The following is a 26,968-nucleotide window of genomic DNA, read 5'->3' on the forward strand; positions in this document are numbered from 1 at the left end:
CGAGATGCGCCACCCTGGACGACACCTACAACGACCTGCGCAACCTGGGCAGGATCTTCGACGTGCAGGACGCACCAACGCGTTGATCGCGCAAATGCAAGCGCAAGTTGCCTAGGTGCAAAGGGCTGTTGTTGCTGCTGAGCATGGCGCGCCCGCTCAATGCCTTGATGGCCGGCGAACAGACCGCCGTGACCCTCGGCCTCAACGCACGCACTGTGCGGTTGAAGGTGTTCCTGGTCGCCTCGTTGATGACCGCAGTGCTGGTGTCGATCAGCGGCTCCATCGGCTTTGTCGGGCTGATGGTGCCGCACATTGCCCGGCGTCTGGTCGGCGCCGAGCATCGGCGTCTATTGCCGGTGTGCGTGCTGCTGGGCAGTGTGCTCCTGGTGTGGGTCGACGTGGCCACGGCGGCGATTGGCGGGCTGTTTTTTATCGGGCTGATGCGCAAGCGCTGATAACACCTCAGAGTTCGTCCTTGTCCCGGCCGTACTCGACGTCCAGCGGATCAGGTTCAGCCTGCAGGTTGGCTTGCCACGCCTTGCCCAACACCCCTGCGCGGGTCCAGAAGGCGTCGGTTTCCAGCACCGCCAGCTGGCCGGCCGCCCACAAACCGCTGACCAGCGCGCTGGGCAAGACCGACGCACCGGCACTCAGCAATTGCGTCTCGGCCGCCGTGAAACCGGGCACATACTTGAGCAGCGCGCCGCCCCGGCACGTCAGGTACACACTCTCGGCGACCGGGCGGTTGATCTTGACGATATCCAGGTACGACCTCAGCTCGTTGCCGGAGACAAAATTGTTCAGCAGCTTCACTTCCTGAGCTTGCAGGTCCGGCACAGCAGCCATGCCTTTGTAGAAGGCCTGCACGGCGTTAACGGCGTAGCCGAACAGAGGGTGCGCGACCGTGACCTCAAGCCCGGCGCGCTCGAACCGGAACAGTTTCACAATCGTGTCCTGCAGCCAGGCGTGGCGGTCCTCTACGGGTTCAAGTGGCACAAACCCGGTAATCCCGGGACAGGTCAGCACCGCGCCCAGGTATTCGACACCCTTGAATGGGCCCACCTGTTTGCGAGCCCAGCGCGCCGCGTCATCGGCATGGCTGAACAGCGGCCCGCAAAACGACAGCAAGTGCGGGTTGTGTTCGAACGGCCAGGGTTCGGCATTGGGCTCCCACTGCGCCGTTACGGTCTGCTCCTTGCCCCACACGGTGCTGCGCACCCGCACCTCCAGCGCGCCCTTGGCAGCCAGTTCTTTGACAAAACTTGCGACGGTCGAGCCGCCCTCAAGCAGACGCCGGTCGATGGCGCCCGCTTGGCTGAGCATTGCGTACGCCAACTGCCGGCCATTTTTATCGACCACATAGCTGAGCAGCGCACCGTCGGCACACAGCAGGTAAAGCGGCAAGCCTCGGCTTCTGGACAGACTGCCGAGGAAGCCGACGCCACCGGCCAACGCCTGGGGAGTGAAGAAACTGGTGGCCATGGCATCGCTGGACGGCGCAATCGCAGCGGTAGAGGCGCACAAATACAGGCCATCCAAGCCATAGCCCTGGGGCAGCAAGCCGTCGGCAAAAACCTGTTCGAGCCGCGTGTAATTCCCGCGTACCAGCGGCAGAGTAGTCATGTAGGCATTTTTATTGACGGACTTGAGCACGTAACCGAACTGTACCTCTGGCCGCGGCGATGCCAATCGTTGTGCATAACGTACGGCGTCGTCGGCGCGGGCAAAGATCGGGCTGCACGGCGCATCGGCGAATACCTGCTTGATCTCCAGGGCCGGCAGTGTCGCCAGATTCGCCACGAAAGGCACGCTCAAGCGCCGGGCAAACCCCCACAACGCATTGCCCTTGACGACGCGCAGGTCGCCGGCCTTGGCGACCTGGCCGACGAAGTCACCCGGCAGCAGGGTACCGGCCCGCAGTTGGCGTTCGACCTCGGTGTCTACTTGGTTGCCGTTCAGTGGGTTCAGTGGCACCAGACGCGCTTTGAGCGCCGCTTCGTCCACCGAGCCGGTCAACTGGTAACGCAGGATCGTGCCTTGGGGCCCGAACAGGTATTCGCGCTGTATTCGAGGATCACGGTGCAACAGGTTCGACAGCACTGGGGTGGGCAGCATGCTCTGGTAGATAGCCTTTTGGTCGGCAGCCACCAGCATTTGCGTCTCCTCGCCAAGCACCGAGCGGTAGCGCGCAACGATGGTGCTGCCATGGGGGTAAAGCCCGCCAGTGACGGCGACATCGGGGTACACCCAGTTCAGCGCAAAACCCTGGGGCGGCACGGCCAATGGGTCGGTCGCCACGTACATGCCATCCGCCTGCCGCAGCAGCACCCCGCCATAGGTGCGGCGGCGTCCCTCGCCGATAATGTCGGCGGCATAACGCGCCGCATCATCCGCGTCGGCGAAGGCCGGGCTCAATCGGCGTCGAGCCAGGTGCTCGTAGCCGGCCCAGGTACGCGATACCACTCCCGGAGTGTCCCAGCACTGGCTGGTGTGAATCACCTTGAGTTCACCTCGGTCGGCCCAGTCCCGGACAAAGGCTTGCGCCGTTTTCTGGCCCGAGGCCAACAAGCGTTCGTCATCCTCAAGGAGCCTGTCCACCGGGCCGCCACTTCCCACGTTGAACGGCAGCGACACGTACCGCAGCAAGGCGCCCTCCTGGGTCGAGAAGTACACCGGCAGGGTGGTGCCATTGTTGTATTTCTCGCCTGCACGCTTGGTGTCATAGAGGGCGACGTACAGCACCTTGGGCATCACGAAGTAGCGGGTCAGCCAGGCTGTCGAGGCCGGCACGCCCGCCGGTTGCCACTGCTGCGAACGAAACAATGCGCACAGAACGAACCCGTCCGGAAACTGGAAATCGCCGCCCGCGATCGGGGTAAACACACGGTTGAGCTTGAACAGGGCACTCTGGTCGCCGACGCCTGCAACCTCGCTCGCCAGGTACTGCTCGGTGTCCTTGTGCTTGAGAATAAAACCGAAGTAGGCCTGCTCGGCGAGGTTGCGCCCATGAACCCGTGCGTGAAGGTTGCGAGCGGCCGCATCAGCGCTGTCAAACAGCGCGCCGTAGGTCGCGTAGTCAGGCGCGCCGACTCTTGGCGCATAGTCAAAATACGCCGTCCAGTCGTCATAGACCGGTGAGCGCGGGCCCCACAACGCGTTGCCCAGGATCACCCGCAAATCACCGGCTTCGGCCAGCACGATGACCCATTGCGCAGGCTTGACCTGCCCGCTGTCCAGTCGTTGCTGAGCGGAACTGCCACCCGGTTGCGGCGCAGTGTGGGTCAGCAGCCGTTGCTCGGCGCTGGAAGAACTGGGCGTGTACGCCAGTAAACAATCCTCGGCGGCCGACAGATAGGCCGGCTGCCCGTGACTGATCACATCGTGGATCTCATCGGCGGAAAAAACCTGCAGGTTGATCAGCGCGTCTTCACGGCTCCAGCGCCGCTGCGCCACCCAACCGGGGTCGACCATCGACAGCGCGGGGTGCGAGCCGTAACGCCCAAAAACCTGATAGGGCTCAGGCGCAATCAACGGGCCTTGCCCATCCGCAGGAAAAAACAGCAGCTGGGCAAACGGGTTGGCATCACTTGCCTCAGGCTCGGTGATAAAGAAACGTCCCTTATCGTCTTTGAGCACGTAGCCGCCATAGGCACGCTCGCGTCGCCGCCCTATCTGCTCGTGCGCATACACCGCTGCATCGTGAGCCGAAATAAAGGCGCGGCTCAACACGGCCCGATATGAACCGTCCAGCACCGCCGACTGGTTGTCCACCGGGCCGAGGGTTCGCCAGAGCAACCCCGCCGCCACTACCGACACCGTCGTTGAGGCAATCACCCGGCGCACATAGCCACGCGGGCTCAGCGTGCCGGCCAGCAGCGCGGCCTGGGCGCCGTTGTCGTCACCATCGGCGCCCGCCAGGTCGGTCGCAGAACCGGGCACTTGCAGCTTGAGCAGCGCGCCATCCGACGCCTGCTGATACAGATGCAGCCCACGCGTCTTGTCCTGCAGCGCCAGGGTCGCGCGTGACTGGGTGATGGCGGCAGCTACTTCGGCCGGGGTAAAGAAAGTGGAATACAGCCAGGGTTCACGTGCGGGAATGTCAGCGGCCAAAGGCGTGGCGCGGTAGTAGATAGCCTCCAGTCGAAAGTTGGAGGGCAGGCGTAACTGGCCATCGGCGCGCAACGGGAACCGTGCAGCAGGAGAGAACAACGGCGTGCCAAGTTCCTCGGGGTAAGTGGCCACGTACGCTTCGCCGCGCGTGTGCTTCAGCACAAAGCCCTGGGCTGAGCCTTCAGGGAACAACGCGCGCGCGGCCATCAGCGCCAGCTCTGCGCGCTCGAAGACCGGCGTGCAGAACGGCTGTTCCTCTGTCACCTGGGTGACGGCCGTGTTGATCCGCCAGCCGTGCTTGACCCGTCCGCGCACGCCTCCCCAGTGAGCATTGGCCACCACCACGCGCAAATCGCCGGCTTGCGCGGCCTGCCAGATCAACGACTCGAAGTCCGCAGAGGGCGCGAATGGCTCCTCACCGACAATGCGCTTTCTCAATAGCACTTCGGCCGCCGAGCCACTGCTCACGTATTTGAGCAATGAGCCTTCGGGGCCGCACAGATAGTGCGCCGCCACTGAACGCCGGTGTTCGATGATAAAACGCAGATCGGCAGGCGAGAAAAAACTGACGAACACCGAGGCCTGCTCATCGCTCATGCCGGGGTTGTGCAGCTTCACCTGCGCCATGTCCGGCGGGTGGGAGTGATAGAGCGCCTCGCAGGTATAGCCCTCGGGGGCGATGAAATTATCGTCGGCGTCGGTGGCCAGCACGATCCGATGATCGAAGGTGACGTGCTGGTCGGCCATGGGCGTTGTGGCAAACCAGTGGTGGCCCTGCTTGAGGATCGCGCCACCGAATTCCTTGTCGGCCGATGCGTAATCGGTCTGTTCGTAGGCCCAACGCGCGGCATCGTCCGCGCTGATAAACGGCGGGCTCAAGACCGGCAGGGTCGGCTGCGGCGCAGCGACTCGGGGGGTACGTGGCATACATTCAGTCCTTGGAAAGTGAGGAGCGCTCACTGTTGCACCAACGAGATTCCAGGCGGCGCTAGATAGTTGTCGACCACAGCACCACTTCAGCGCACCCCGTGCACCCACACCCCGCCAGCGCGCCGATCTGGTGCGCACGACCGGCCCGGCAGCGTCCGTCTGCCGCACAAACAAGCGCCCGCATGCACCTCGGCACAGCCTTTGCAAAAGCCTGTGCAATGCCCTCATAACAACTTGAGTTCCTGGAGATCGCACCATGAAGCGTCGCAGCTTGATCAAGGCTTTCACCCTGTCCGCCTCCATTGCCGCCATGGGGCTGACCTGGACCGTGCAGGCCGCCGAGACCATCAAGGTCGGCATCCTGCACTCGCTGTCCGGGACCATGGCAATCTCCGAGACCTCGCTAAAAGACATGGCGTTGATGACCATTGACGAGATCAACGCCAAGGGCGGTGTGAACGGCAAGATGCTCGAGCCGGTGGTGGTCGATCCTGCATCGAACTGGCCGCTGTTCGCTGAAAAAGGCCGTCAGCTGCTGACCCAGGACAAAGTCGCCGTGGTGTTCGGCTGCTGGACCTCGGTGTCGCGCAAATCCGTGCTGCCGGTGTTCGAAGAACTCAACGGTTTACTGTTCTACCCCGTGCAGTACGAAGGCGAAGAGATGTCGCCGAACGTGTTCTATACCGGTGCGGCGCCCAACCAACAGGCGATCCCGGCGGTGGAATACCTGATGAGCGAAGAAGGCGGCGGCGCCAAGCGCTTCTTCCTGCTCGGCACCGACTACGTGTACCCGCGCACCACCAACAAAATCCTGCGCTCGTTCCTGCATTCCAAAGGCGTCGCCGACAAAGATATCGAAGAGGTCTACACCCCGTTCGGCCACGCCGATTACCAGACCATCGTGGCCAACATCAAGAAGTTCTCCGCCGGCGGCAAGACCGCGGTGGTCTCAACCGTGAATGGCGATTCCAACGTGCCGTTCTACAAAGAGCTGGCCAACCAGGGTTTGAAAGCCACCGACGTACCGGTGGTGGCCTTCTCCGTGGGTGAAGAAGAACTGCGCGGCATCGACACCAAGCCACTGGTGGGCAACCTCGCCGCCTGGAACTACTTCCAGTCGGTGGAGAACCCGGTGAACAAGAAATTCGTCGCGGACTGGAAGGCCTACGCCAAGGCCCACAACCTGCCGGGCGCGGATAAAGCGGTGACCAACGACCCGATGGAGGCCACTTACGTCGGTATCCATATGTGGGCGCAGGCGGTTGAGAAAGCCAAGTCCACCGACGTCGACAAGGTGCGCGAAGCCATGGCCGGCCAGACCTTCGCCGCGCCGTCGGGCTTCACCCTGACCATGGATAAAACCAACCACCACCTGCACAAGCCGGTGATGATCGGCGAGATTCAGTCTGACGGGCAGTTCTCGGTGGTGTGGCAGACCCAGGAACCGATCCGCGCACAGCCATGGAGCCCGTACATTCCTGGCAATGACAAGAAGCCGGATTATGCGGTGAAGAGCAACTGATCCGAGGGGTGTCGGCACTTGAGTGCCGACACACACCCTGTGGGAGCTGGCTTGCCTGCGATGCAGACGACTCGGTGTATCTGATGCACCGCTATCGCAGGCAAGCCAGCTCCCACATTAGTTCGAGCAAGGCCCACGAATATGCCCACTGCCCTCTACCGCTTCATCCTGGCTACCCTGCTGTTGCTGCCTTTTGCCGCACACGCCAGCGACGCCGAAGACTTCCTCAACGCCAACCCGATGCAACAAGCCAAGCTGCTGCAGGACTGGGCCGCCCAGCCTGACCCGGCGCGCATCGAGCTGGTGGACGCCCTGCAACACGGTCAACTCACGCTCAACGGCGAAACCAAAACCGTGCGCCTGAACAACCGCCTGCGCGGCCTGCTCGACAACGTGCAGGCCAGTCAGCAGTTGCTCGCCGCCGACCCCAAGGTACGCCTGGGCGCCGCGCAAACCCTGCAAAAAACCGCGCAGCCTGCGCAGCTCAAATTCCTCGACCAGCAAGTGGCCGCCGAAACCAATGAGGACGTGCACACCGCCCTCAGCCTGGCCCTGGCCAACCTGCAATTGGTGGACAGCGACCCCGTCGTGCGCCTTGCCGCCGTGCGTTTGCTCGGCAGCACCGGCGACCCGTTGGCGCGCACGCGCCTCGAAGCCTTGCTCGCGCCTGGGGTCGAAACCGACGCCGGCGTACACACCGCCGCCGAGACCAGCCTGGCGCAGGTCAAACGCAAATTGATGGTCGGCGAGATCCTCGGCCAGGCCTTCAGCGGCATGTCCCTGGGCTCGATCCTGCTGCTCGCGGCCCTGGGCCTGGCGATCACCTTCGGCCTGCTCGGCGTGATCAACATGGCCCACGGCGAAATGCTGATGCTCGGCGCCTATTCGACTTACGTAGTGCAACTGATGATGCAGCGCTACGTGCCTGCGGCCATCGAGTTCTACCCGCTGATCGCGCTGCCGGTGGCGTTTTTTGTCACCGCCGCCATCGGCATGGCCCTGGAACGCACAGTGATTCGTCACCTCTACGGCCGCCCGCTGGAAACCCTGCTCGCCACCTGGGGCATCAGCCTGATGCTGATCCAGTTGGTGCGCCTGGTGTTCGGTGCGCAGAACGTCGAAGTCTCCAACCCGCAGTGGCTGTCCGGTGGCATTCAAGTGCTGCCCAACCTGGTGCTGCCGTACAACCGCATCGTGATCATCGCCTTCGCGCTGTGCGTGGTGGTGCTGACCTGGCTGCTGCTGAACAAGACGCGCCTGGGCCTCAACGTGCGTGCCGTTACCCAGAACCGCAACATGGCCGCCTGCTGCGGCGTGCCCACCGGGCGTGTGGACATGCTCGCCTTTGGCCTGGGCTCCGGCATCGCCGGCCTGGGTGGCGTGGCCCTGAGCCAGATCGGCAACGTCGGCCCGGACCTGGGCCAGAGCTACATCATCGACTCGTTCCTGGTGGTGGTGCTCGGCGGTGTCGGCCAGTTGGCCGGTAGCGTGATGGCCGCCTTCGGGCTGGGCATCGCCAACAAGATTCTCGAACCGCAGATCGGCGCCGTGCTCGGCAAGATCCTGATCCTCGCGCTGATCATTCTGTTTATCCAGAAACGCCCGCAAGGACTCTTCGCACTGAAAGGACGGGTGATCGACTGATGAACCAGCCATTGATGCTTACGGTCACGCAAAAGGCCGGCCCCACGCTGACGATAGCCGTCGGCGCGGTGATCCTGATCCTGCTGCTGGCGTTGCCTTTGTGTTCGCTGATGGCGCCGGAAAACCCGCTGCACGTGTCGGCCTACACCCTCACGCTGGTGGGCAAAATCCTCTGCTACGCCATCGTCGCCCTGGCCCTGGACCTGGTGTGGGGCTATGCGGGGATGCTGTCCCTCGGCCACGGTTTGTTCTTTGCCCTCGGCGGTTATGCGATGGGCATGTACCTGATGCGCCAGGCGTCCGGCGATGAGCTGCCGGCGTTCATGACCTTTTTGTCGTGGACCGAACTGCCCTGGTATTGGGTCGGCACCGAGCATTTCCTCTGGGCCATGTGCCTGGTGGTGCTGGCGCCGGGGTTGCTGGCGCTGGTGTTCGGCTTTTTCGCCTTCCGCTCGCGGATCAAGGGCGTGTATTTCTCGATCATGACCCAGGCCCTGACCTTCGCCGGGATGCTGCTGTTTTTCCGCAACGAGACCGGGTTTGGTGGCAATAACGGCTTCACCAATTTCCGCAACATTCTGGGCTTCGGGATTACCGAGCCCGGCACACGGGCGGTGCTATTTTTGGCCACGGTCGTGTTGCTGGTCGCGAGCCTGTACACCGGCTGGCGCCTGGCGCAGAGCAAGTTCGGCCGCGTGCTGACCGCCCTGCGCGATGCCGAAAATCGCCTGATGTTCTGCGGCTATGACCCACGTGGCTTCAAGCTGTTTGTGTGGGTGTTGAGCGCGGTGCTGTGTGGCCTGGCGGGCGCGTTGTATGTGCCGCAAGTGGGGATCATCAACCCCAGCGAAATGTCCCCGACCAACTCCATCGAAGCCGCCGTGTGGGTGGCCTTGGGTGGGCGCGGCACGCTGATCGGGCCATTGCTCGGCGCCGGTGTGGTCAACGGCATGAAGAGCTGGTTCACGGTGGCCTTTCCGGAATACTGGCTGTTCTTTCTGGGGGCGCTGTTCATCCTCGTCACCTTGTATTTGCCCAAGGGCGTGATCGGCCTGTTGAAGAAACGGGGTGAACAATGAGAGTCACAGCGACGGCGGAATTTATGCTCGAACCCATTCTTGAGCCAAACAAAGACGCGGGCAGCAGCCGCGATGCAATCGGCCTCGGCCAGGCCGCCGGCAAGGGCCTGAACACCCGTCACGGCACCATCCTGACCCTGGAAGACATCAGCGTCAGCTTCGACGGTTTCAAGGCGCTCAACGACTTGAACCTCTACATCGGCGTCGGCGAGTTGCGCTGCATCATCGGCCCCAACGGCGCGGGCAAGACCACACTGATGGACGTGATCACCGGCAAGACCCGCCCCAGCCACGGCAAGGCCTGGTTCGGCGAAACCCTCGACCTGACAGGCATGAGCGAAGTGCAGATCGCCCAGGCCGGCATCGGCCGCAAGTTCCAGAAACCCACGGTGTTCGAAGCCCTCAGCGTGTTCGAAAACCTGGAGCTGGCGCAGAAAACCGACAAATCCGTGTGGGCCAGCCTGCGCGCCCGCTTGAGCGGCGAGCAAAAAGACCGCATCGATGAAGTGCTCGACACCCTCCGCCTCAGCGCCTCGGCGCAGCGCCCGGCGGGCTTGCTGTCACACGGGCAAAAGCAGTTCCTGGAGATCGGCATGCTGCTCATGCAAGACCCGCAGCTGTTGCTGCTGGATGAACCCGTGGCGGGCATGACCGATGCCGAAACCGAATTCACCGCCGAACTGTTCAAGCGCCTGGCGGGCAAACATTCGCTGATGGTGGTGGAGCACGACATGGGCTTTGTCGGCTCGATTGCCGACCACGTCACTGTGCTGCACCAGGGCAGCGTGCTGGCTGAAGGCTCGCTGGCACAGGTGCAGGAAAACGAGCGGGTGATCGAGGTTTACCTCGGTCGCTGAGCCAGACAGAGCGCTTACTGTGGGAACCGAATCAATGTGGGAGCTGGCTTGCCTGCGATGGCATCACCAGGGTCCATCAGACATACCGAGTTGCCTGCATCGCAGGCAAGCCAGCTCCCACAGTTGATCCGGTTCCTACAAGGGAATTGAGGAGAATTTGAACATGCTGCAAGTCGACACGCTGCATCAGTACTACGGCGGTAGCCACATCCTGCGCGGGCTGTCCTTTGACGTGAAGATCGGCGAAGTCACCTGCCTGCTTGGCCGTAACGGTGTGGGCAAGACCACGCTGCTCAAGTGCCTGATGGGCTTGCTGCCGGCCAAAGAGGGCGCGGTGAACTGGGAAGGCAAGGCCATCACCGAGTTCAAGCCACATCAACGCGTGCACGCAGGTATCGCCTATGTGCCTCAGGGCCGCGAGATTTTCGGGCGGCTCACCGTGGAAGAAAACCTCCTGATGGGGCTGTCGCGGTTCCCCGGCTCCGAGGCCAAGGAAGTGCCGGCATTTATCTACGAATTGTTCCCGGTCTTGCTGCAAATGAAACATCGGCGCGGCGGCGATTTGTCCGGTGGCCAGCAGCAACAGCTGGCAATCGGCCGCGCCCTGGCCAGCCGCCCACGCTTGTTGATTCTGGATGAACCCACCGAAGGCATCCAGCCGTCGGTGATCAAGGAAATCGGCATGGTGATCAAGAAGCTCGCCGCCCGCGGCGACATGGCGATCCTGCTGGTGGAGCAGTTCTATGACTTCGCCGCCGAGCTGGCGGATCAGTACCTGGTGATGTCACGCGGCGAAATCGTCCAGCAAGGCCGCGGTGAAAATATGGAAAGTGAAGGTGTACGCGGGCTGGTTACCATCTAATCTGTAGCGTCCTGACGATAAGCACTCAACCATGAACCTGCCCGTTTCCCCCGCCCTGTTCACCCCCAGCTGGCATGCCGAGCTGGACCTCGGCTATGCGCGTTTCGGCGACACCACGCGCCCAGTGATGCGCCGCCACCTCGGCCCGCTGCGCGTGCAAAAGCACCTGTACGCCGAAGGCCCCCAGGTGTGCCAGCACATCATCGTGCACCCGCCCGGCGGGATTGCCGGCGGTGATCGCCTGGACATCCGCGCCCATGTTGGCGCCGGTGCCTGGGCGCAATTGACCAGCCCCGGCGCAGCCAAGTGGTACCGCGCCAGCGGCCCGGCCTTTCAACAGCTTGAATTGACCGTGGAAGCGGGCGCCACGCTGGAATGGCTGCCCCAGGAAACCATCGTGTTCAGCGCCGCCCAGGCCGAACTCACCACCCGCATTGACCTGCAAGGCGATGCCCGGCTGTTCTACTGGGATGTAGTCGCCCTCGGCCGCCCCGCCAGTGGCGAGCGTTTTGACCTCGGGCACTTTCAATCGCACCTGGATATCCGCCGCGACGGTCAGTTGCTCTGGCATGAGCGCCAGCGCATTGTAGGCGCCGACGGGTTGCTCGACTCGCCCATCGGGCTGGACGGGCAACCGGTGTTCGCCACGCTGTTGCTCACTGGCGATATCGAGCCTGAGTTACTGGAAAGCTGCCGCGCCCTGCCCCATGCGGTGCGCGGCGACCTGACCCAACTGCCCGGGCTGCTGGTGGCCCGCTGCCTGGCCAGTGAAGCGCTGTTGGTACGGGGCTGGTTGATTGATTTATGGCGTCTGTTGCGCCCGGCGGTACTGGGGCGAGAAGCTGTTTCACCGAGAATCTGGAGCACATGAAGATCTGAAGTGGAACCAGCTCCCACACAAGCCCTTTCCCACATTGATCTTCAGTGTTTTTAAGAATGTTGTTTATGAAGGACCTTGAACCATGGATTTGACCCCACGGGAAAAAGACAAACTGCTGATCTTCACCGCAGGCCTGGTCGCCGAACGCCGCCTGGCACGTGGCGTGAAGCTTAACTACCCGGAGACCATCGCCTACATTTCCGCCGCCTTGATGGAAGGTGCCCGCGATGGCCGCACCGTCGCCGATTTGATGCACTACGGCACCACCCTGCTCAGCCGTGAGCAAGTGATGGAAGGCATCCCGGAAATGATCCCGGATATCCAGGTGGAAGCCACCTTTCCCGACGGCACCAAGCTGGTCACCGTCCACCAGCCTATCGCGTGAGGCCGATCATGATTCGTGATGCAACCGAGCAAGACCTGCCGGCCATTCGAGCCATCTACAACGACGCGGTGCTCAACACCACCGCGATCTGGAACGAACAACCCGTCGACCTGGCCAACCGTCAGGCCTGGTTCACGGCGCGTCAGGCCCAGGCGTACCCGATTCTGGTGGCGGTGGAAAACGATGAAGTCACCGGCTACGCCTCGTTCGGCGACTGGCGACCCTTCGAAGGCTTTCGCTACAGCGTCGAGCACTCGGTGTATGTGCGCAATGACCAGCGCGGCAAAGGCCTCGGCCAGCGCCTGATGCAAGCGCTGATCGAGCGTGCCCGCAGCGCCGGCAAACACGTGATGGTCGCGGCCATCGAAAGCGGCAACCAGGCGTCTGTTCGCCTTCACGAGCGCCAGGGTTTCATCATCACCGGGCAAATGCCGCAAGTGGGCATCAAGTTCGGCCGCTGGCTGGACCTGACCTTTATGCAACTGACATTGAATCCGGGCGCCGAACCGCCCAAGGAGTGAGATCGATGAACACGGCTCAACTGCGTCGAGTGAATGCTGAAAGTTTTGCCCATTACCGCCTGGGCTTGATCGAGCTGTTGCTGGACGCGGTGAAGCATGGTGCGTCGGTCGGCTTCATGGCGGACTTCGATGAAGCCCAGGCCCGCGACTATCTGAAGGGCGTACAGGCCAGTATCGAAGACGCCAGCCTGCTGCTGTGGGTGGTGGTGCGCGATGAACAGGTAATCGCCAGCGTGCAATTGGCGCTGTGCCAGAAAGCCAATGGCCTCAACCGCGCCGAAGTGCAAAAACTGTTGGTACACAGCAGCGCCCGCCGCCATGGCCTGGGCCAGCAATTGATGAACACTCTGGAACTCGCCGCGCGCCAGCACAAGCGCGGCCTGCTGTACCTGGACACCGAAGCCGGCTCCGGTGCCGAAGCTTTTTACCAGTCGCTGCGCTACACCAAAATCGGTGAATTGCCCGACTACTGCCAAAGCCCGGACGGGCGCTACAGCCCGACCGCCATCTACTTCAAGACCCTGGGGCAACCTGCATGATTCCTGGTGAATATCAGATCCAGCCTGGCGATATCGAACTGAATGTCGGCCGGCGCACCGTCACCCTCAGCGTGGCCAACAGCGGCGACCGGCCGATCCAGGTCGGCTCGCACTACCATTTTTTCGAGACCAATGACGCGCTGACGTTTGACCGCGCGGCGAGCCGTGGCATGCGCCTGAATATTCCGGCCGGGACGGCGGTGCGGTTTGAGCCGGGGCAGAGTCGCGACATCGAGTTGGTGGATTTGAGCGGCGGGCGGCGGGTGTTTGGGTTTGCCGGACGGATCATGGGCGACCTTTAGGGCCTCATCGGGGGCAAGCCCCCTCCCACATTTGAATGCGTTCACACATCAACGGTGGGAGGGGGCTTGCCCCCGATAGCAATTTCACATTCAACACAAATATTTCAGGGCACACACATGAAAATCAGCCGCCAAGCCTACGCCGACATGTACGGCCCCACCGTCGGTGACAAGGTCCGCCTGGCGGACACCGAGCTGTTCGTCGAAGTCGAAAAAGACTTCACTGTTTATGGTGAGGAAGTGAAGTTCGGCGGCGGAAAAGTCATCCGCGACGGCCAGGGCCAGAGCCAGTTGCTCGCCCATGAGGTCGTGGACACGCTGATCACCAACGCGCTGATCATCGACCACTGGGGCATCGTCAAGGCCGATGTTGGCCTGAAGAATGGCCGCATCCACGCGATCGGCAAAGCCGGCAACCCGGACATCCAGCCGGGCGTGACCATGGCCATCGGCGCCAGCACCGAAGTGATCGCCGGTGAAGGCATGATCCTCACCGCCGGCGGCATCGACTCCCACGTGCATTTCATCTGCCCGCAGCAGATCGAAGAAGCACTGACCAGCGGCGTCACCACCATGATTGGCGGCGGCACCGGCCCGGCCACTGGCACCAACGCCACCACTTGTACGTCAGGGCCGTGGCACCTGGCGCGCATGCTTCAGGCCAGCGACTCGTTCCCGATGAACATTGGCTTCACCGGCAAGGGCAACGCCAGTTTGCCGCAGCCCTTGATCGAACAGGTCAAGGCCGGCGCTATCGGTTTGAAGCTGCACGAAGACTGGGGCACCACGCCTGCGAGCATTGATAACTGCCTGAGCGTGGCCGACGAGTATGACGTGCAGGTCGCCATCCACAGCGACACGCTCAATGAATCCGGCTTCGTCGAAACCACGCTCGCCGCGCTCAAGGGCCGCACCATTCACACCTACCACACCGAAGGCGCCGGAGGCGGCCACGCGCCAGACATCATCAAGGCCTGCGGCTTCTCGAACGTGCTGCCCAGTTCCACCAACCCGACCCGGCCGTTCACCCGCAATACCATCGACGAGCACCTGGACATGCTGATGGTCTGCCATCACCTGGACCCCAGCATTGCCGAAGACGTGGCCTTCGCCGAAAGCCGCATCCGCCGCGAGACCATCGCCGCCGAAGACATCCTGCACGACCTCGGCGCGTTCTCGATGATCAGCTCGGACAGCCAGGCCATGGGCCGCGTCGGTGAAGTCATCACGCGCACCTGGCAGACCGCCGACAAAATGAAAAAACAGCGCGGCCCGTTGCCGGGTGACGGCGAAGGCAACGACAACTTCCGCGCCAAGCGCTACATCGCCAAGTACACCATCAACCCGGCGATCACCCACGGCATCAGCCATATTGTCGGCTCTATCGAAGTCGGCAAGTGGGCCGACCTGGTGCTGTGGCGCCCCGCATTTTTTGGTATCAAGCCGACCCTGATTCTCAAAGGCGGCGCGATTGCCTCAAGCCTGATGGGCGACGCCAATGCGTCAATTCCCACGCCGCAGCCGGTGCACTACCGCCCCATGTTCGCCAGCTTCGGCAGTTCGTTGCATGCCACCAGCCTGACCTTTATCAGCCAGGCCGCGCAGGCAGCCGGATTGCCCGAAGCCCTGGGCCTGAAAAAGCAGATTGCGGTGGTCAAGGGGTGTCGCGACGTGCAGAAAACCGACCTGATCCACAACGACTACCTGCCGGATATCGAAGTGGACCCACAGACCTATCAGGTCAAGGCCGACGGCGTACTGCTGTGGTGCGAGCCCGCCGACGTGCTGCCAATGGCGCAGCGTTACTTCCTGTTCTGACGCCTGGGCGACCAGTTCATGGGGTTCTGCGTGGACGTTTGCCAGAGACGGCGGAATGACAGAGGACAGAAACGCGTAATGCTGCCCCTTCCCCCCCGGCAGCGCGAGCGCCGGGGGAGCAGGGTGATGTGAAGGCCCATGGCGGGTTCCCTTGGGCGGTGATAAAGCGCTGGAGCTTATTCACCACCCGCCATTGGCCGAGCCTATCTACGCAGTGCTGCCATGCAGTGCTCGGCGCCTGAACGCGAGCGGCCCGGCGTCAGCTGTTCCAGTTTTCTCGCGGATCGAACGCGGCCTTTTTCGCCAGCTCCTGCCACAACGCCTTGACCTCATCGTCGCTGGTTTTCGGCATCACGGCCTTGAGCTGCACGAACAGGTAACCGCGCTGCCCGGCCTTGTTCAGCAGGCCATGGCCTTTGGCGCGCATGCGTTGGCCGTTTTGGCTGCCGGCCGGCACCTTGAGGTTGATCTTGCCGGTGAGGGTCGGCACGGCCACTTCCGTGCCCAACGCCAACTCCCACGGCGCCAGGGGCAGATTGATGATCAAGTTTTCGCCGTCCACTTCAAAGCGTGGGTGCGGCGCAAACTTGATGATCAGGTACAGATCGCCATTGGCACCGCCGCCAATGCCCGGCGCACCCTGGCCCTTGAGGCGGATGCGCTCGCCATCGGCCACGCCGGCGGGGATCTTCACGTTCAGGCTCTTGGTGGTGTTGCTGACGTGACGACCCGAGGCGTCGTATTGCGGCACCTGGAAGCTGATCTGCTTGGACTCGGTGGACAGCGTCTCTTCAAGGAACACCGACAGCTGCATTTCCACGTCCTGGCCCTTGCGCCCGGTTGGACGGCGCTGACCGCCGCCAAACGCGTCGCCGCGCGAGCCGAAGATCGAACTGAAGAAGTCCGAAAAGTCGCCCGCGTCCTGGCCGCCGCCAAAGCCGCCACGGCTCTGCCAGCCCGGTGGCCCCTGGAACGGCTGGCCATGTTGGCCGTATTTGCGCAGTTCGTCGTATTCCGCGCGCTTATCGGCGCTTTTAAGCGCTTCATAGGCTTCGGACGCGTCCTTGAATTTCTCTTCGGCGTCTTTTTCCTTGCTCACGTCCGGGTGATATTTGCGTGCGAGCTTGCGATAGGCGGCCTTGATTTCCTTGTCATCGGCGCTCGGCTCGACACCCAGAATCTTGTAGTAGTCTTTGAAATCCATCGGCGGTTCACCATCCTTAATCGAGATCGCACAGCCCGGGGCACAACGTGCGCTGCATTGCACCTGTTGAGTGATGTGGCCTGGGGGTGCGTCAAAGTGTTATCGGCGCTAGCCGTATGCAACAGATGTGGGGGCAAATCCCGCACTTTCAAGCACGATTTAACGGATGGTCGGCCTACGCATCCGTGCCCGACTGGCATACACTGCGCGGCCGTTTTTCAACCGGAACCCGATAGACATGAAAAACCCATCCCCAGCCCGTGCCTGCGGTATCGACTTCGGCACGTCCAACTCCACCGTCGGCTGGATCCGCCCCGGCATGGAAACGCTTATTGCGCTGGAGGACGACAAGATCACGTTGCCGTCGGTGGTGTTCTTCAACTTCGAGGAGCGTCGCCCGGTGTACGGTCGCCTGGCCCTGCACGAGTACCTGGAAAACTACGAAGGCCGGCTTATGCGCTCGCTCAAGAGCCTGCTGGGTTCCAAGCTGATCAAGCACGACACCAGCGTACTCGGCACGGCGATGCCGTTTACCGACCTGCTGGCGCTGTTTATCGGCCAGCTCAAAAGCCGCGCCGAAACCAACGCCGGCCGTGAATTCGAAGAAGTGGTCCTGGGCCGGCCGGTGTTCTTCGTCGATGACGACCCGATGGCCGACCAGGAAGCGGAAAACACCCTGGTCGATGTGGCCCGCAAAATCGGTTTCAAGGATATCTCCTTCCAGTACGAACCGATTGCAGCAGCGTTCGACTATGAGTCGACCATTGAGAAGGAAGAGTTGGTACTGATCGTCGACATCGGCGGTGGTACGTCCGACTTCTCGCTGGTGCGCCTGTCACCGGATCGCCGTCACAATGACAACCGTCACGACGACATCCTTGCCACCGGCGGCGTGCACATCGGCGGTACCGACTTCGACAAACAGCTCAGCCTGCAAGGCATGATGCCGCTGTTCGGCTATGGCAGCCGCATGAAAAGCGGCGCCTACATGCCCACCAGCCACCACATGAACCTGGCCACCTGGCACACCATCAACTCGGTGTACTCGCAAAAATCCCAACTGGCCCTGGGCAGCATGCGCTACGACATCGAAGACACCGGCGGCATCGACCGCCTGTTCAAGCTGATCGAACAGCGCGCCGGGCACTGGCTGGCCATGGAAGTGGAAGAAACCAAGATCCAGCTGACCCACGAGGACAGCCGCCACGTGCTGCTCGACCGCGTTGAGCCAGGGCTGAGCGTGGAGTTGAGCCGCGCGCTGTTCGAGTCGGCCATCGATGGCTTGCTCGAGCGCGTGCGCAACAGTGTCACGCAGCTGCTGACCGATGCGTCGGTCAGTGTCGCGCAGGTGGACACGGTGTTCTTTACCGGCGGTTCCAGCGGCATTCCGGCACTGCGCCACAGCATTTCGGCGATGTTGCCGAATGCGCGGCACGTGGAAGGCAACATCTTCGGCAGTATCGGCAGCGGTTTGGCGATTGAGGCCAGCAAGCGTTACGGCAGCTGAGTTTCTGCCCGCCCCGCGTCGCGCCCATCGCGGGCAAGCCCGGCTCCCACATTCATGCGTGTTTTACCTTTGGGACACCTTTGAATGTGGCAGCGGGCGGGCTCGCGAAGGGGCCAGCCCAGGCACCCTCAAGCGCTAGACCATGCCCGCCAGCTTCAGCTCACTCTTCAAATACGCATAGTAGATCGGCCCCGCCACCACACCCGGCAGGCCGAATGCGGCTTCGAACACCAGCATCGCCAGCAACAATTCCCACGACTTGGCACTGATCTGCCCGCCAACGATGCGCGCGTTGAGGAAGTACTCGACCTTGTGGATCACGATCAAGTACCCCAGCGCCGCCACCGCGACCCAAATCGACAGCGACAGCGCGACGATGGTGATCAGCGTATTGGAGATCAGGTTGCCGATCACCGGCAGCAGGCCGACCAGGAAGGTCAGCACGATCAGGGTCTTGGTCAGCGGCAGGTGAATCCCGCACAGCGGCAGCACGATCCCGAGGAAGATCGCAGTGAACACGGTGTTGAGCGCGGCGATCTTGATCTGGGCGAAGACGATATTGCGAAACGCCTGGACCAGCAGGTGCAGGCGGTCGAACAGGGCGGCGGCCAGGGGTTTGCGTTTAGTCAGGTCGGGCACGCGCTGCAGGGCGATGATCGCGCCCAGCACCATGCCGATGAGCAGGGTGACGAACATGTGGGCAGCGTCTTTGCCGACCAGTTGCAGTTCGCTCAGGTGCTTGCTCAGCCAGTCGCCGATGGCCACGCGAAACTCGGCGGCGCTGGCGGGCAGGTAGGCGTCGAGGAACGGCGGCAGCTGGCCGCGCGCGCGATCGACCACGCCCATGAATTTGTCGAGGGAGGCCCCGGGATTTTCCGCTTCGTGGAGCAGGAAACTGATGGCGCCGGCGAAGATCAGGGCCAGCACGCTGACGATCAAGGTGCCGAGCAACGCCACAGCGAGCCAGCGCGCGCGCCGACCTTCGATCAGCCGCTGCAACTGTGGGGTGAGCATGTTGACCAGTTCATAAACCAACAGGCCGGCCAGCAGGCTGGGCAGCAGCTTGAGCGGCAGGACCAGCAATAATCCACCGAAAATGATGATGCAACTGACCAGCAACAACACGTGACGCTGAGAAAACGTTGGCATACAGCCTCAAAACGAACGGCGTTAAAGGATGGGCAGTCTGCCAGCCTTGAAGGAATCAAGCGAGAGGCCAGGGTGTGAATGCGATCAACTGTGGGAGCCGGGCTTGCCCGCGATGCAGGCGCCTCGGTGCAGCAAACTTACCGAGGTGATGCTATCGCAGGCAAGCCAGCTCCCACATTGAGCTCCAGCGTTGGCGAAATCGTGATCAGCCTTTGAGGCAAGTGCTCATAAAGGTCTTGCGTGCATCGCCGGTCAACGCCTTGGTTTTCGCCGTGGCATTGCAGTCTTTCATCTTCTGCTGCTGCGGCGTCAGGGTCTTGGCGTCGTTGGCTGCGGGAGCGGCCTTGAGGCAAGTGCTCATGAATGTTTTGCGCTCGTCGCCGGTCTTGCCTTTGGCTTCGGCGTTGCAGGTGGTCATTTTTTGTTGCTGGGCGGTCTGTGCGGCGGTGGCGGCAAACCCTTGGGAACACAACAGCAGGCCCATCATCAACAGCGGAATACGCAGCATCTTCATGGAGTTTTCTCCCTGTTGCCGTGCCGGGGGGCACGGCCTACGCAGCAGTGTAGTCAAAGCCCGTTACATCTTCATCGGCCACGGATATTAGTTCGACGATACTGCTCCGGCGTACAGCCGGCGTGGCGCTGGAACATCGCGATGAACGCCGAGGCGGTGCTGTAACCGAGGTCAAACCCCACGTGTTGCACGCTGCGCTGGCTGTCGAGGGCTTCGATGGCGGCGAGGTAGCGCAGGCGCTGGCGCCATTCGCCAAAGCTCATGCCCAACTCCCGCACAAATTGCCGCGCCAGGGTGCGTTCGCTCACATGCACGTGCTCGGCCCAGTGCGCCAACGGGCGATTGTCCCCGGGCTCGGCCTGCATGCCCTCAAGCACACCGAGCAGGCCGGGGTGGCACGCATAGGGCAGGAAACAATCGTGAATCGGCGCTTGCTTGAGCTGGTCCACCAGCACCTGCGCCAGGCGCACGTCCGCTTCGGTCTGCGCAATATTGACGTCGCGCCGGGCAAAGTCGCTGAGAATCGCCTTGAGAATCTCGCTGATCGCCAGGGTGCACGGCGCCTGCGGCAATTGCTCGCACAGCTGCGGGGCCAGGCCCACCGAGCGATAGACAATTGCCTGGGCGTTGTAGGAACTGTGCTCGGTATTTGGCGGGATCCATACTGCGTATTGCGGCGGCGACATAAAACGGTTGCCCGCCACCTCCATGCGCATGACACCACTCGCCGAATAGTCCAGCGAACCCCAGCCATGCCGGTGCGGCGTGCACTCGGTATCGGGGGCGAAATCGGAGTAACGGAAGTAGACGGGGCTTGGCAGGCTGGGGAAATCGGCCAGGCGTACGGTGTGTCTGGGCATATTGTCTGGATACAAAGGTCGGTTGTCTGGATCGCAGTATAGGCTTCGATCCAGACAGGGGATAATCCCGCCTCATCAACACACCTGGTTTCCTTCAATGCAATACGCGTATCCCCTGCTGGCCATCTTTATCTGGGCCGGTAATACCGTGGTCAACAAACTGGCCGTCGGCACCCTCTTTCCGGCAGAAATCGGCTTTTACCGCTGGTTGCTGGCGGCGCTGCTGTTTACCCCGTTCATGCTCAAGCCGGTGATCGCCAACTGGGCGCTGATCCGCCCGAACCTGGGCAAAATCTTCATCCTCGGCGTGTTGGGCATGGCGGTGTATCAAAGCCTGGCCTACTACGCCGCAGCACTGACCTCGGCGACCAACATGGGCATCATCCTCTCGCTGATGCCGTTGATGGCATTGACCGCCGCCATTATCAGCCTCGGCCAGCGCCTGACCTTTGGCGCGCTGACCGGTGCGGTCCTGTCGTTTGCCGGCGTGGTGGTGGTGGTGTCGGCCGGCAGTCTGGGCGCGTTGCTGCAACACGGGCTCAACCTGGGCGACGCCATGATGCTGATCGCCACCCTGGCCTATGCGGTTTACAGCACGCTGCTGAAAAAATGGCAGTTGCGCCTGCCGCCCCTGGTATTGCTGTATTTGCAGGTGCTGGTGGCGGTGGTGGTGCTGTTTCCATTGTTCCTGTTCTCGAACAAGGCTGGCCTGGGCTGGGCGAATATTCCACTGGTGCTGTATGCCTGCCTGCTCGCCTCGATGCTCGCGCCGTTGGCGTGGATGCATTCGGTGAAGACCTTGGGGCCAAGCCGCACCACGCTGTTTTTCAACCTGTTGCCGTTGATTACCGCGCTGATTGCGGCGGTGGTGCTCAAGGAAGAGTTGGCGATGTACCACGTGGTGGGTGGATTGCTGACATTGGGCGGGGTGATTTTGTCGGAGCGCTGGACTACGCCGGTGCGCCAAGAGGTCAGCGTCGCCTGATAGACCGCTATCGCGGGCAAGCCCGGCTCCCACCGTTGACCGAGTTCCACATTTGGAATGTGATCGAATGTGGGAGCTGGCTTGCCTGCGATGAACGATAACGCGGTCGGCCTGCTAAACCCCCGCCGCCTTCAACCGCTGCGCATGCTCCACAAACAGCCGAATCGGCTCCGCCCCCTTGCCCACCAGCCCCATCGACTGGTTGACGATGTCAAAGTGGTCCAGCGGGTAGTCATCGCCAATCACCAGACTCAGGTGTGAGCTGTAGCGCCCGACCATGCCGTCGCACTGGCCTTTTTCGCGCACAAAACTGCGCGCAAACAACCGACAACTGCGGTTCGTGCCGTCCAGCAGGTTACGCCCGCGATCGGTCTTGCCCGGCTGCAAGGTGCCGGACCACGAGTAATAACGCACGCCGTTGACCACCTCGGCGCCCTGCCCGCCCCATGTTGACGGCAAACCCTGGGGGAACTGACGGTTGAACAGCGCCACGCCTTCGCAGGTCAGGGACTGGTGCGAGGCCTGCACATCCACCTTGAAGCGCGGCCCGCGATAGCCGGTCTCAAGCACGCCCATCACCCAGGCAGCCACATGCAGCACCGCGCTCACGAGCCGGCCCTTCCAATGGTCTGCGCGGTAATGAACCTGAAAGTGGTCTGCCAATTCCGAGCCATGGTTAGGCCCGGCCACCGATGTCACCGACGCCACCCATTCCGGGCGCCTGGCCGCCGCATAACGCGCCGTCAGCGAGCCCTGGCTGTGCCCGATCAGGTTGACCTTCTCGGCACCTGTTTCCCGGCGAATGCGCTCGATCTGGGCCAACAACTGCTCACCGCGCACCTCACTGGCGTTCAGCGGCGCCACCTGCACCGGGAACACCTGCGCGCCGCCCGCCCGCAGCGCCGGAACAATGCCATACCAGTAAGGGAACAGCCCCAGGCGCACAAAGCCCAGCATGCCGGGCACCAACACAAGCGGGTAACGCGTGGCGAGGGATTCGTCCATGCAGCGGATATCCTGATCGGAGAGGCGATACGGTCATCCTAGACCACACGAGATGACCGCCCCATGACCGCTGGCGCTTTAGAAATGCCCCGCCAGGTCGCGCAGCTGGCGCTCGGCTTCCTCACAGGCACGCAGGAACACGCTTTTGTCCGACTCTTCACCTTCGGCAGCGATCACCCGAATGTCATCGATGCCGATGTAACCCAAGGCCGTGCGCAGGTGCGGGCCGGCATGGTTCATCGACTCGTTTTCGCCACCGGGGCCAAACCCATTGCCGCCGCGGCGGGTATCGATCTGGTGATTCGCTACAGCCTCGGCGACTACCCGAACCTTTACGGCCAGTGTCTGCTCGATGAGTGCTTTGCGGTGTATGGCGCGCCTGACGTGGTCGCGCGGGCCAGCGCCGACGTGCCGACGCTGATCAGCGTGCAAGGGGCCGGTTACAGTGCGCTCTGCGTGCCGGGCCGTGAGCGACATCCGCCGGTGCGCGCGTTTTTCCAGTGGGTGCAGGCGCAGGCGAAGCTGTCCGGCCAGGCACTTTAAAATCCGATAAAACTTTTTGCGTCGCGCAGCACTCACAACTTGGAGCGATCACGCCGGCAGAGCGTGGCGTAAAACCGGATTAGCACCAGGAGATTGAGATGACTGAAGCACATTTGACTGACGTTGCGACCCTGCGCTCACGCGCCCGCCAGAACGTCGAAAACGGCGCCGTCACCGAAGGCTACGACGCTGACCGCGAAGAAATCATTCGCCTGCTCAACGCGTCGCTGGCCACCGAGCTGGTGTGCGTGCTGCGCTACAAACGCCACTACTTCATGGCCACCGGCCTGAAAGCCAGCGTCGCGGCCGACGAGTTCCTGGAGCACGCCACCCAGGAAGCCGAGCACGCCGACAAACTGGCCGAGCGCATCGTGCAACTGGGCGGCGAGCCGGAATTCAACCCCGACCTGCTGTCGAAAAACTCCCACGCTCAATACGTGGCCGGCAACAACCTGAAGGAAATGGTCTACGAAGACCTGGTCGCCGAGCGCATTGCCGTGGACAGCTACCGCGAAATCATCCAGTACATCGGTGACAAAGACCCGACCACGCGTCGCATCTTTGAAGAAATCCTGGCCCAGGAAGAAGAACACGCCGACGACATGGCGGATATTCTGCAGGACCTGTAACCCGCCATACCGCTGAACCCTTGTGGGAGCGGGCTTGCTTGCGATAATGCTGTGTCAGTTGATGAAGATGTCGACTGACTTACCGCTATCGCAGGCAAGCCAGCTCCCACATTTGGTTTCGGGTTTTGGCAGTTACTTTTTCAGTGTCTTCAGCGCCTGACGGGGCGTTTTTTTGTCAGCCCTGTAACCCGCCACACCGCCGAACCCCTGTGGGAGCGGGCTTGCCCGCGAAAGCGCTGTGTCAGTTGATGAAGATATCGACTGAGCCACCGCTATCGCAGGCAAGCCAGCTCCCACATTTGGTTTCGGGTTTTGGCAGTTACTTTTTGACTGTCTTCAGGGCCTGACGGGGCGGTTTTTTGCCAGCCCTGTAACCCGCCACACCGCCGAACCCCTGTGGGAGCTGGCTTGCCCGCGAAAGCGGTGGACCAGTCAATGAAGATATCGACTGATCTACCGCTATCGCAGGCAAGCCAGCTCCCACATTTGGTTTTGGGTTTTGGCAGTTACTTTTTCACTGTTTTCAAGGCCTGGCAGGGCGGATATTTGTCAGCCCTGTAACCCGCCACACCGCCGAACCCCTGTGGGAGCGGGCTTGCTCGCGAAAGCGCTGGATCAGTCAATGAAGATGTCGACTGAGCCACCGCTATCGCAGGCAAGCCAGCTCCCACATTTGGTTTTGGGTTTTAGCAGTTACTTCTTCACAGTCTTCAGCGCCTGACGGGGCGGTTTTTTGCCAGCCCTGTAACCCGCCACACCGCCGAACCCTGTGGGAGCGGGCTTGCCCGCGAAAGCGGTGGATCAGTCAACGAAGATTTCGACTCAACCACCGCCATCGCCGGCAACCCCGCTCCCACATTTGGGTTTTGTCAGCTACTTCACAGTTTTCGGTGCTTTACCTTCTTTCATCTGCTGCAGCAACGGTGCGCACTGGTTCGGCTCATCGCCGCTCGGTGCTACCAATGCCAGCAACCCGGCGGCTGGGCCGGCGATGACGCCCAGTGCGACCATGCCGGCGCCGCGCAGGGCCAGAGGAATGGCTTTCACGCCCGCATTGGGCTTGATGAACGGCCCGTTGACGTAAAGCGGTGAACGCAGGGAGAACAGGCGAAAGCCCTTCGACTCCGGCGTAATGGTGAGATCCAGCTGTTCGGTCGCCATGTTCGCGGTGCCGTCGATGTAGATGATCGCGTTTTCGGTATCGAACACAAACAAGCGAGTCGTGGCCAGGCCGGTCTTGATGCCGAAGTCTGCCGCCGCACAGTTGATCTTCACTTCCTTGTCGCCAAACAGGCGGCCCACCACGTAGTTGCCCACGTTAAGCCCGGCAATTTCCATCAGCCCACGGCTGATCGCGCCATCGTTGATGAGCATTTTCAGGTCGCCGTTGGACGTGCCCAGCAGCGCCGCCACGGAATTGCCGCGCCCGGAAATGTCCGCGTCGCCGTTGAGTTCACCGAAGCTGGTTTTCATCGGTTCGAAGGTTGGGAACAACTGCTTGAGCTTGAAGTTACGCGCGGTGAGTTTGGCGCGACCTTCCATCGGTACGGTGCGGCCGTTCAAGCGAATCTGCGCATCCAGCTTGCCGCCGGCGACGCCGAAACGCAGGGGTTCCAGGCTGAGTTCGCCGTCATTGAGCACCAAGTGGGTGTAGAGATCGGTGAACGGCAATTCGGCGCTGTGCACGATGCGCTTGCCGGTGAACTCCACGTCAGCGTCCATCTCGCGCCAGCGCTCGGTGCGGAACTCTTCCACCGGCAGCACTTTGGTGGCCGGTTGCTTGCTTTCACCACCGCGGGCTTTTTGCTTGGCGTTGGAGTCGGCGCCGATCAAGGGCGCAAGGTCCGCCATCAGCAATTGGTTGGAAACCAACGCGCCACTGAGCTTGGGCCGTGGCTGGCTGGCGACGTAGGCCAGGTTGCCATGGATGTCGCTGTCGCCGATCTTGCCGTTGAAGTTTTCGTAGCGGAATGACGCGCCGCTGGCTTCATGCAGTTTGGCGATCAGGTGGCCGTCAGTGGAATAAGCCGGCGAGTCTGGCAGCGTCACGCCGGTGAGTGGGTACAGGTTGCCCAGGCTGCTGCCGGCGAGTTTCAGGCGCAGGTCCAGGGCGCCAAGGTTCAGCGGGTCGGTCAGGGTGCCGGCCAGCGCAATGCTGGTGTCGGCGATTTTCACCTGGGCTTGCAGCGGGAACGGCTTGGCCGCGTCCTGCAAGGCGAGCAGGCCGCCGATCTTGCCAGTGCCCTCGAGTTTCTGGCCGTGGTACTGGCCTTTGACCTTGAGGCCGAACGCGTAGTCCTGTGGCGCCGAACCTTTTTCCAGGGCCTTCTTGGCATCGGCGTCGCCGACGATCTCGCCGAAGGGAATCGGTTTGCCCAGCGGGTCAATGATCACGTCCAACTGACTCTTGAGTGTCTGGTCGTCCAGGGTCACGTGGCCCTTGTCGAAGCCGATGGCACCAATGTCCACCACCCAGCTGGACGGCTCGGCGTTGGGGTCTTTGGGATCGAACTTGAAGGTCCAGTTGGCGCGACCGTCGGCCAGGCGCTGCAGGTCTGCACTCGGCTCGGTGAGGTCGATACGTGGAATCACCACACGCTGCGCCAGCAGCGCCAGCGGTGAAATGCGCAGTTCCACGCGTTTGAGCGTGACCATCTGCGGCTTTTTCGACCAGTCCGGGTTGCCCAGCGTCAGGTCTTCAGCGATCACGTGCGGCCATGGCACCCAGGCACGCCAGCCGCCTTCATCGGGCTCACGCGCCCACACCACCGCCAGGTTGCCATTGATGGCAAAGGGGCGATGCAGCTCTTCGGAGACCTTGGCATTGATCGGCGGTTTTAGGCGGTTCCAGTCAAAGAACACCAGCACCAAGACCACCACGGCGATTAACAGAACGAAGCTGGCGCAGCTCCAAGCGACGATTTTACGAGTGCGCGTCATTGCACAGGACTCCTGGTTACGACTGAGGGTGCGCGTTGCTACGCACCTTTTGACTACAGCTTATAAGGCTACGACTGACAAATGGCGTGGGGGTTTAGCCCAAGTACGAATTCCTAGCAAAAAAAGCGACTCCTCCTACAGCTCGAATCGACCAAACCATCAACAATGCACCGGTGTTACCCA

Annotated in this window: 21 protein-coding genes and 4 pseudogenes; 17 read left to right on the forward strand and 8 right to left on the reverse strand. The window is 62.1% G+C overall.

Annotation, left to right across the window (positions count from 1 at the left end; translation table 11 throughout):
• Positions 1–8: 8 nt before the first annotated feature.
• Positions 9–112 (forward strand): annotated as a pseudogene (locus tag NTD89_RS29630) (iron ABC transporter substrate-binding protein); the annotation flags it as partial.
• Between the two features lie 10 nt (positions 113–122).
• Positions 123–455 (forward strand): annotated as a pseudogene (locus NTD89_RS27345) (FecCD family ABC transporter permease); the annotation flags it as partial.
• A gap of 7 nt (positions 456–462) precedes the next feature.
• Here the strand turns inward: NTD89_RS27345 and NTD89_RS27350 are convergent.
• On the reverse strand, positions 463–5,037 hold the full coding sequence (locus tag NTD89_RS27350) for a DUF4329 domain-containing protein (RefSeq protein ID WP_262210643.1): 4,575 nt from the start codon (positions 5,035–5,037) through the stop codon (positions 463–465).
• Positions 5,038–5,296: 259 nt separating this feature from the next.
• Between NTD89_RS27350 and urtA the strand changes: the two genes are divergently transcribed.
• From urtA to ureC, 11 genes are all read left to right on the forward strand, one after another.
• The gene (gene urtA / locus NTD89_RS27355; protein ID WP_262210644.1) at positions 5,297–6,562 is read left to right on the forward strand and encodes an urea ABC transporter substrate-binding protein; all 1,266 of its coding nucleotides are present in this window, start codon (positions 5,297–5,299) and stop codon (positions 6,560–6,562) included.
• A 141-nt stretch (positions 6,563–6,703) separates the two neighbouring features.
• Positions 6,704–8,206, forward strand: a complete 1,503-nt coding sequence (gene urtB / locus NTD89_RS27360; protein ID WP_262210645.1) for an urea ABC transporter permease subunit UrtB — start codon at positions 6,704–6,706, stop codon at positions 8,204–8,206.
• A complete protein-coding gene (gene urtC, locus NTD89_RS27365; protein WP_262210646.1) occupies positions 8,206–9,285 on the forward strand; it encodes an urea ABC transporter permease subunit UrtC in 1,080 nt (359 codons plus the stop codon). The genes urtB and urtC overlap by 1 nt, the downstream gene beginning before the upstream one ends.
• Positions 9,282–10,142: an urea ABC transporter ATP-binding protein UrtD gene (gene urtD / locus NTD89_RS27370; RefSeq protein WP_145160253.1), complete on the forward strand. Its 861-nt coding sequence runs from the start codon at positions 9,282–9,284 to the stop codon at positions 10,140–10,142. Before urtC ends, urtD begins: the two co-directional genes overlap by 4 nt.
• Positions 10,143–10,305: 163 nt before the next feature.
• Positions 10,306–11,004, forward strand: a complete 699-nt coding sequence (gene urtE, locus NTD89_RS27375; protein WP_262210647.1) for an urea ABC transporter ATP-binding subunit UrtE — start codon at positions 10,306–10,308, stop codon at positions 11,002–11,004.
• Between the two features lie 31 nt (positions 11,005–11,035).
• A complete protein-coding gene (locus tag NTD89_RS27380; protein WP_262210649.1) occupies positions 11,036–11,875 on the forward strand; it encodes an urease accessory protein UreD in 840 nt (279 codons plus the stop codon).
• 91 nt (positions 11,876–11,966) lie between these two features.
• Positions 11,967–12,269, forward strand: coding sequence for an urease subunit gamma (gene ureA / locus NTD89_RS27385; RefSeq protein ID WP_003171437.1), 303 nt, complete (start codon positions 11,967–11,969; stop codon positions 12,267–12,269).
• 8 nt (positions 12,270–12,277) lie between these two features.
• Entirely contained in the window at positions 12,278–12,790 is a 513-nt protein-coding gene (locus NTD89_RS27390; RefSeq protein ID WP_145160247.1) for a GNAT family N-acetyltransferase, read from the forward strand.
• A gap of 5 nt (positions 12,791–12,795) precedes the next feature.
• Positions 12,796–13,329: a GNAT family N-acetyltransferase gene (locus tag NTD89_RS27395; protein ID WP_145160245.1), complete on the forward strand. Its 534-nt coding sequence runs from the start codon at positions 12,796–12,798 to the stop codon at positions 13,327–13,329.
• Positions 13,326–13,631, forward strand: coding sequence for an urease subunit beta (locus tag NTD89_RS27400; RefSeq protein ID WP_145160242.1), 306 nt, complete (start codon positions 13,326–13,328; stop codon positions 13,629–13,631). Before NTD89_RS27395 ends, NTD89_RS27400 begins: the two co-directional genes overlap by 4 nt.
• Positions 13,632–13,748: 117 nt before the next feature.
• A complete protein-coding gene (gene ureC, locus NTD89_RS27405; protein WP_262210651.1) occupies positions 13,749–15,449 on the forward strand; it encodes an urease subunit alpha in 1,701 nt (566 codons plus the stop codon).
• Positions 15,450–15,708: 259 nt separating this feature from the next.
• On the opposite strand, the gene NTD89_RS27410 is transcribed toward ureC, so the two are convergent.
• Positions 15,709–16,653, reverse strand: a complete 945-nt coding sequence (locus NTD89_RS27410; protein ID WP_145160238.1) for a DnaJ C-terminal domain-containing protein — start codon at positions 16,651–16,653, stop codon at positions 15,709–15,711.
• Between the two features lie 238 nt (positions 16,654–16,891).
• Between NTD89_RS27410 and NTD89_RS27415 the strand changes: the two genes are divergently transcribed.
• Positions 16,892–18,160 (forward strand): Hsp70 family protein, encoded by a 1,269-nt coding sequence (locus NTD89_RS27415; protein WP_242199019.1) that lies wholly within the window; start codon positions 16,892–16,894, stop codon positions 18,158–18,160.
• 135 nt (positions 18,161–18,295) lie between these two features.
• Here NTD89_RS27415 and NTD89_RS27420 read toward each other — a convergent pair whose 3' ends face one another.
• The 3 genes from NTD89_RS27420 to NTD89_RS27430 all read right to left on the reverse strand — a co-directional run bounded on the left by NTD89_RS27420 (position 18,296) and on the right by NTD89_RS27430 (position 20,683).
• Complete coding sequence (locus NTD89_RS27420; RefSeq protein ID WP_145160234.1) at positions 18,296–19,309, reverse strand: AI-2E family transporter; 1,014 nt, start codon at positions 19,307–19,309, stop codon at positions 18,296–18,298.
• Between the two features lie 205 nt (positions 19,310–19,514).
• Entirely contained in the window at positions 19,515–19,823 is a 309-nt protein-coding gene (locus tag NTD89_RS27425) for a PsiF family protein (protein ID WP_145160232.1), read from the reverse strand.
• 71 nt (positions 19,824–19,894) lie between these two features.
• On the reverse strand, positions 19,895–20,683 hold the full coding sequence (locus NTD89_RS27430) for an AraC family transcriptional regulator (protein ID WP_262210653.1): 789 nt from the start codon (positions 20,681–20,683) through the stop codon (positions 19,895–19,897).
• Between the two features lie 97 nt (positions 20,684–20,780).
• Between NTD89_RS27430 and NTD89_RS27435 the strand changes: the two genes are divergently transcribed.
• On the forward strand, positions 20,781–21,668 hold the full coding sequence (locus tag NTD89_RS27435) for a DMT family transporter (protein WP_262210654.1): 888 nt from the start codon (positions 20,781–20,783) through the stop codon (positions 21,666–21,668).
• A gap of 114 nt (positions 21,669–21,782) precedes the next feature.
• Here NTD89_RS27435 and NTD89_RS27440 read toward each other — a convergent pair whose 3' ends face one another.
• The gene (locus NTD89_RS27440) at positions 21,783–22,673 is read right to left on the reverse strand and encodes an esterase/lipase family protein (protein ID WP_262210655.1); all 891 of its coding nucleotides are present in this window, start codon (positions 22,671–22,673) and stop codon (positions 21,783–21,785) included.
• Positions 22,674–22,751: 78 nt separating this feature from the next.
• Positions 22,752–22,967, reverse strand: a pseudogene (locus NTD89_RS27445) (NAD(P)H-dependent oxidoreductase); the annotation flags it as partial.
• Between NTD89_RS27445 and NTD89_RS27450 the strand changes: the two are divergent.
• Positions 22,956–23,216: pseudogene (locus NTD89_RS27450) on the forward strand (LysR family transcriptional regulator); the annotation flags it as partial. The pseudogenes NTD89_RS27445 and NTD89_RS27450 sit on opposite strands and share 12 nt — an antisense overlap.
• A gap of 98 nt (positions 23,217–23,314) precedes the next feature.
• Complete coding sequence (locus NTD89_RS27455) at positions 23,315–23,845, forward strand: bacterioferritin (protein ID WP_106577657.1); 531 nt, start codon at positions 23,315–23,317, stop codon at positions 23,843–23,845.
• 873 nt (positions 23,846–24,718) lie between these two features.
• Here NTD89_RS27455 and NTD89_RS27460 read toward each other — a convergent pair.
• Positions 24,719–26,785, reverse strand: a complete 2,067-nt coding sequence (locus tag NTD89_RS27460; protein WP_262210658.1) for an AsmA family protein — start codon at positions 26,783–26,785, stop codon at positions 24,719–24,721.
• Positions 26,786–26,968: the final 183 nt, after the last annotated feature.

Source organism: Pseudomonas sp. 14P_5.3_Bac1 (assembly GCF_025466135.1).
GTDB lineage: Bacteria > Pseudomonadota > Gammaproteobacteria > Pseudomonadales > Pseudomonadaceae > Aquipseudomonas.

Bases quoted from the DNA above. Each gene is read 5' to 3' on its own strand.
- NTD89_RS27350 (WP_262210643.1), bottom strand. From the start codon at position 5,037: ATGCCACGTACCCCCCGAGTCGCTGCGCCGCAGCCGACCCTGCCGGTC.
- urtA (WP_262210644.1), top strand. From the start codon at position 5,297: ATGAAGCGTCGCAGCTTGATCAAGGCTTTCACCCTGTCCGCCTCCATT.
- urtB (WP_262210645.1), top strand. From the start codon at position 6,704: ATGCCCACTGCCCTCTACCGCTTCATCCTGGCTACCCTGCTGTTGCTG.
- urtC (WP_262210646.1), top strand. From the start codon at position 8,206: ATGAACCAGCCATTGATGCTTACGGTCACGCAAAAGGCCGGCCCCACG.
- urtD (WP_145160253.1), top strand. From the start codon at position 9,282: ATGAGAGTCACAGCGACGGCGGAATTTATGCTCGAACCCATTCTTGAG.
- urtE (WP_262210647.1), top strand. From the start codon at position 10,306: ATGCTGCAAGTCGACACGCTGCATCAGTACTACGGCGGTAGCCACATC.
- NTD89_RS27380 (WP_262210649.1), top strand. From the start codon at position 11,036: ATGAACCTGCCCGTTTCCCCCGCCCTGTTCACCCCCAGCTGGCATGCC.
- ureA (WP_003171437.1), top strand. From the start codon at position 11,967: ATGGATTTGACCCCACGGGAAAAAGACAAACTGCTGATCTTCACCGCA.
- NTD89_RS27390 (WP_145160247.1), top strand. From the start codon at position 12,278: ATGATTCGTGATGCAACCGAGCAAGACCTGCCGGCCATTCGAGCCATC.
- NTD89_RS27395 (WP_145160245.1), top strand. From the start codon at position 12,796: ATGAACACGGCTCAACTGCGTCGAGTGAATGCTGAAAGTTTTGCCCAT.
- NTD89_RS27400 (WP_145160242.1), top strand. From the start codon at position 13,326: ATGATTCCTGGTGAATATCAGATCCAGCCTGGCGATATCGAACTGAAT.
- ureC (WP_262210651.1), top strand. From the start codon at position 13,749: ATGAAAATCAGCCGCCAAGCCTACGCCGACATGTACGGCCCCACCGTC.
- NTD89_RS27410 (WP_145160238.1), bottom strand. From the start codon at position 16,653: ATGGATTTCAAAGACTACTACAAGATTCTGGGTGTCGAGCCGAGCGCC.
- NTD89_RS27415 (WP_242199019.1), top strand. From the start codon at position 16,892: ATGAAAAACCCATCCCCAGCCCGTGCCTGCGGTATCGACTTCGGCACG.
- NTD89_RS27420 (WP_145160234.1), bottom strand. From the start codon at position 19,309: ATGCCAACGTTTTCTCAGCGTCACGTGTTGTTGCTGGTCAGTTGCATC.
- NTD89_RS27425 (WP_145160232.1), bottom strand. From the start codon at position 19,823: ATGAAGATGCTGCGTATTCCGCTGTTGATGATGGGCCTGCTGTTGTGT.
- NTD89_RS27430 (WP_262210653.1), bottom strand. From the start codon at position 20,683: ATGCCCAGACACACCGTACGCCTGGCCGATTTCCCCAGCCTGCCAAGC.
- NTD89_RS27435 (WP_262210654.1), top strand. From the start codon at position 20,781: ATGCAATACGCGTATCCCCTGCTGGCCATCTTTATCTGGGCCGGTAAT.
- NTD89_RS27440 (WP_262210655.1), bottom strand. From the start codon at position 22,673: ATGGACGAATCCCTCGCCACGCGTTACCCGCTTGTGTTGGTGCCCGGC.
- NTD89_RS27455 (WP_106577657.1), top strand. From the start codon at position 23,315: ATGACTGAAGCACATTTGACTGACGTTGCGACCCTGCGCTCACGCGCC.
- NTD89_RS27460 (WP_262210658.1), bottom strand. From the start codon at position 26,785: ATGACGCGCACTCGTAAAATCGTCGCTTGGAGCTGCGCCAGCTTCGTT.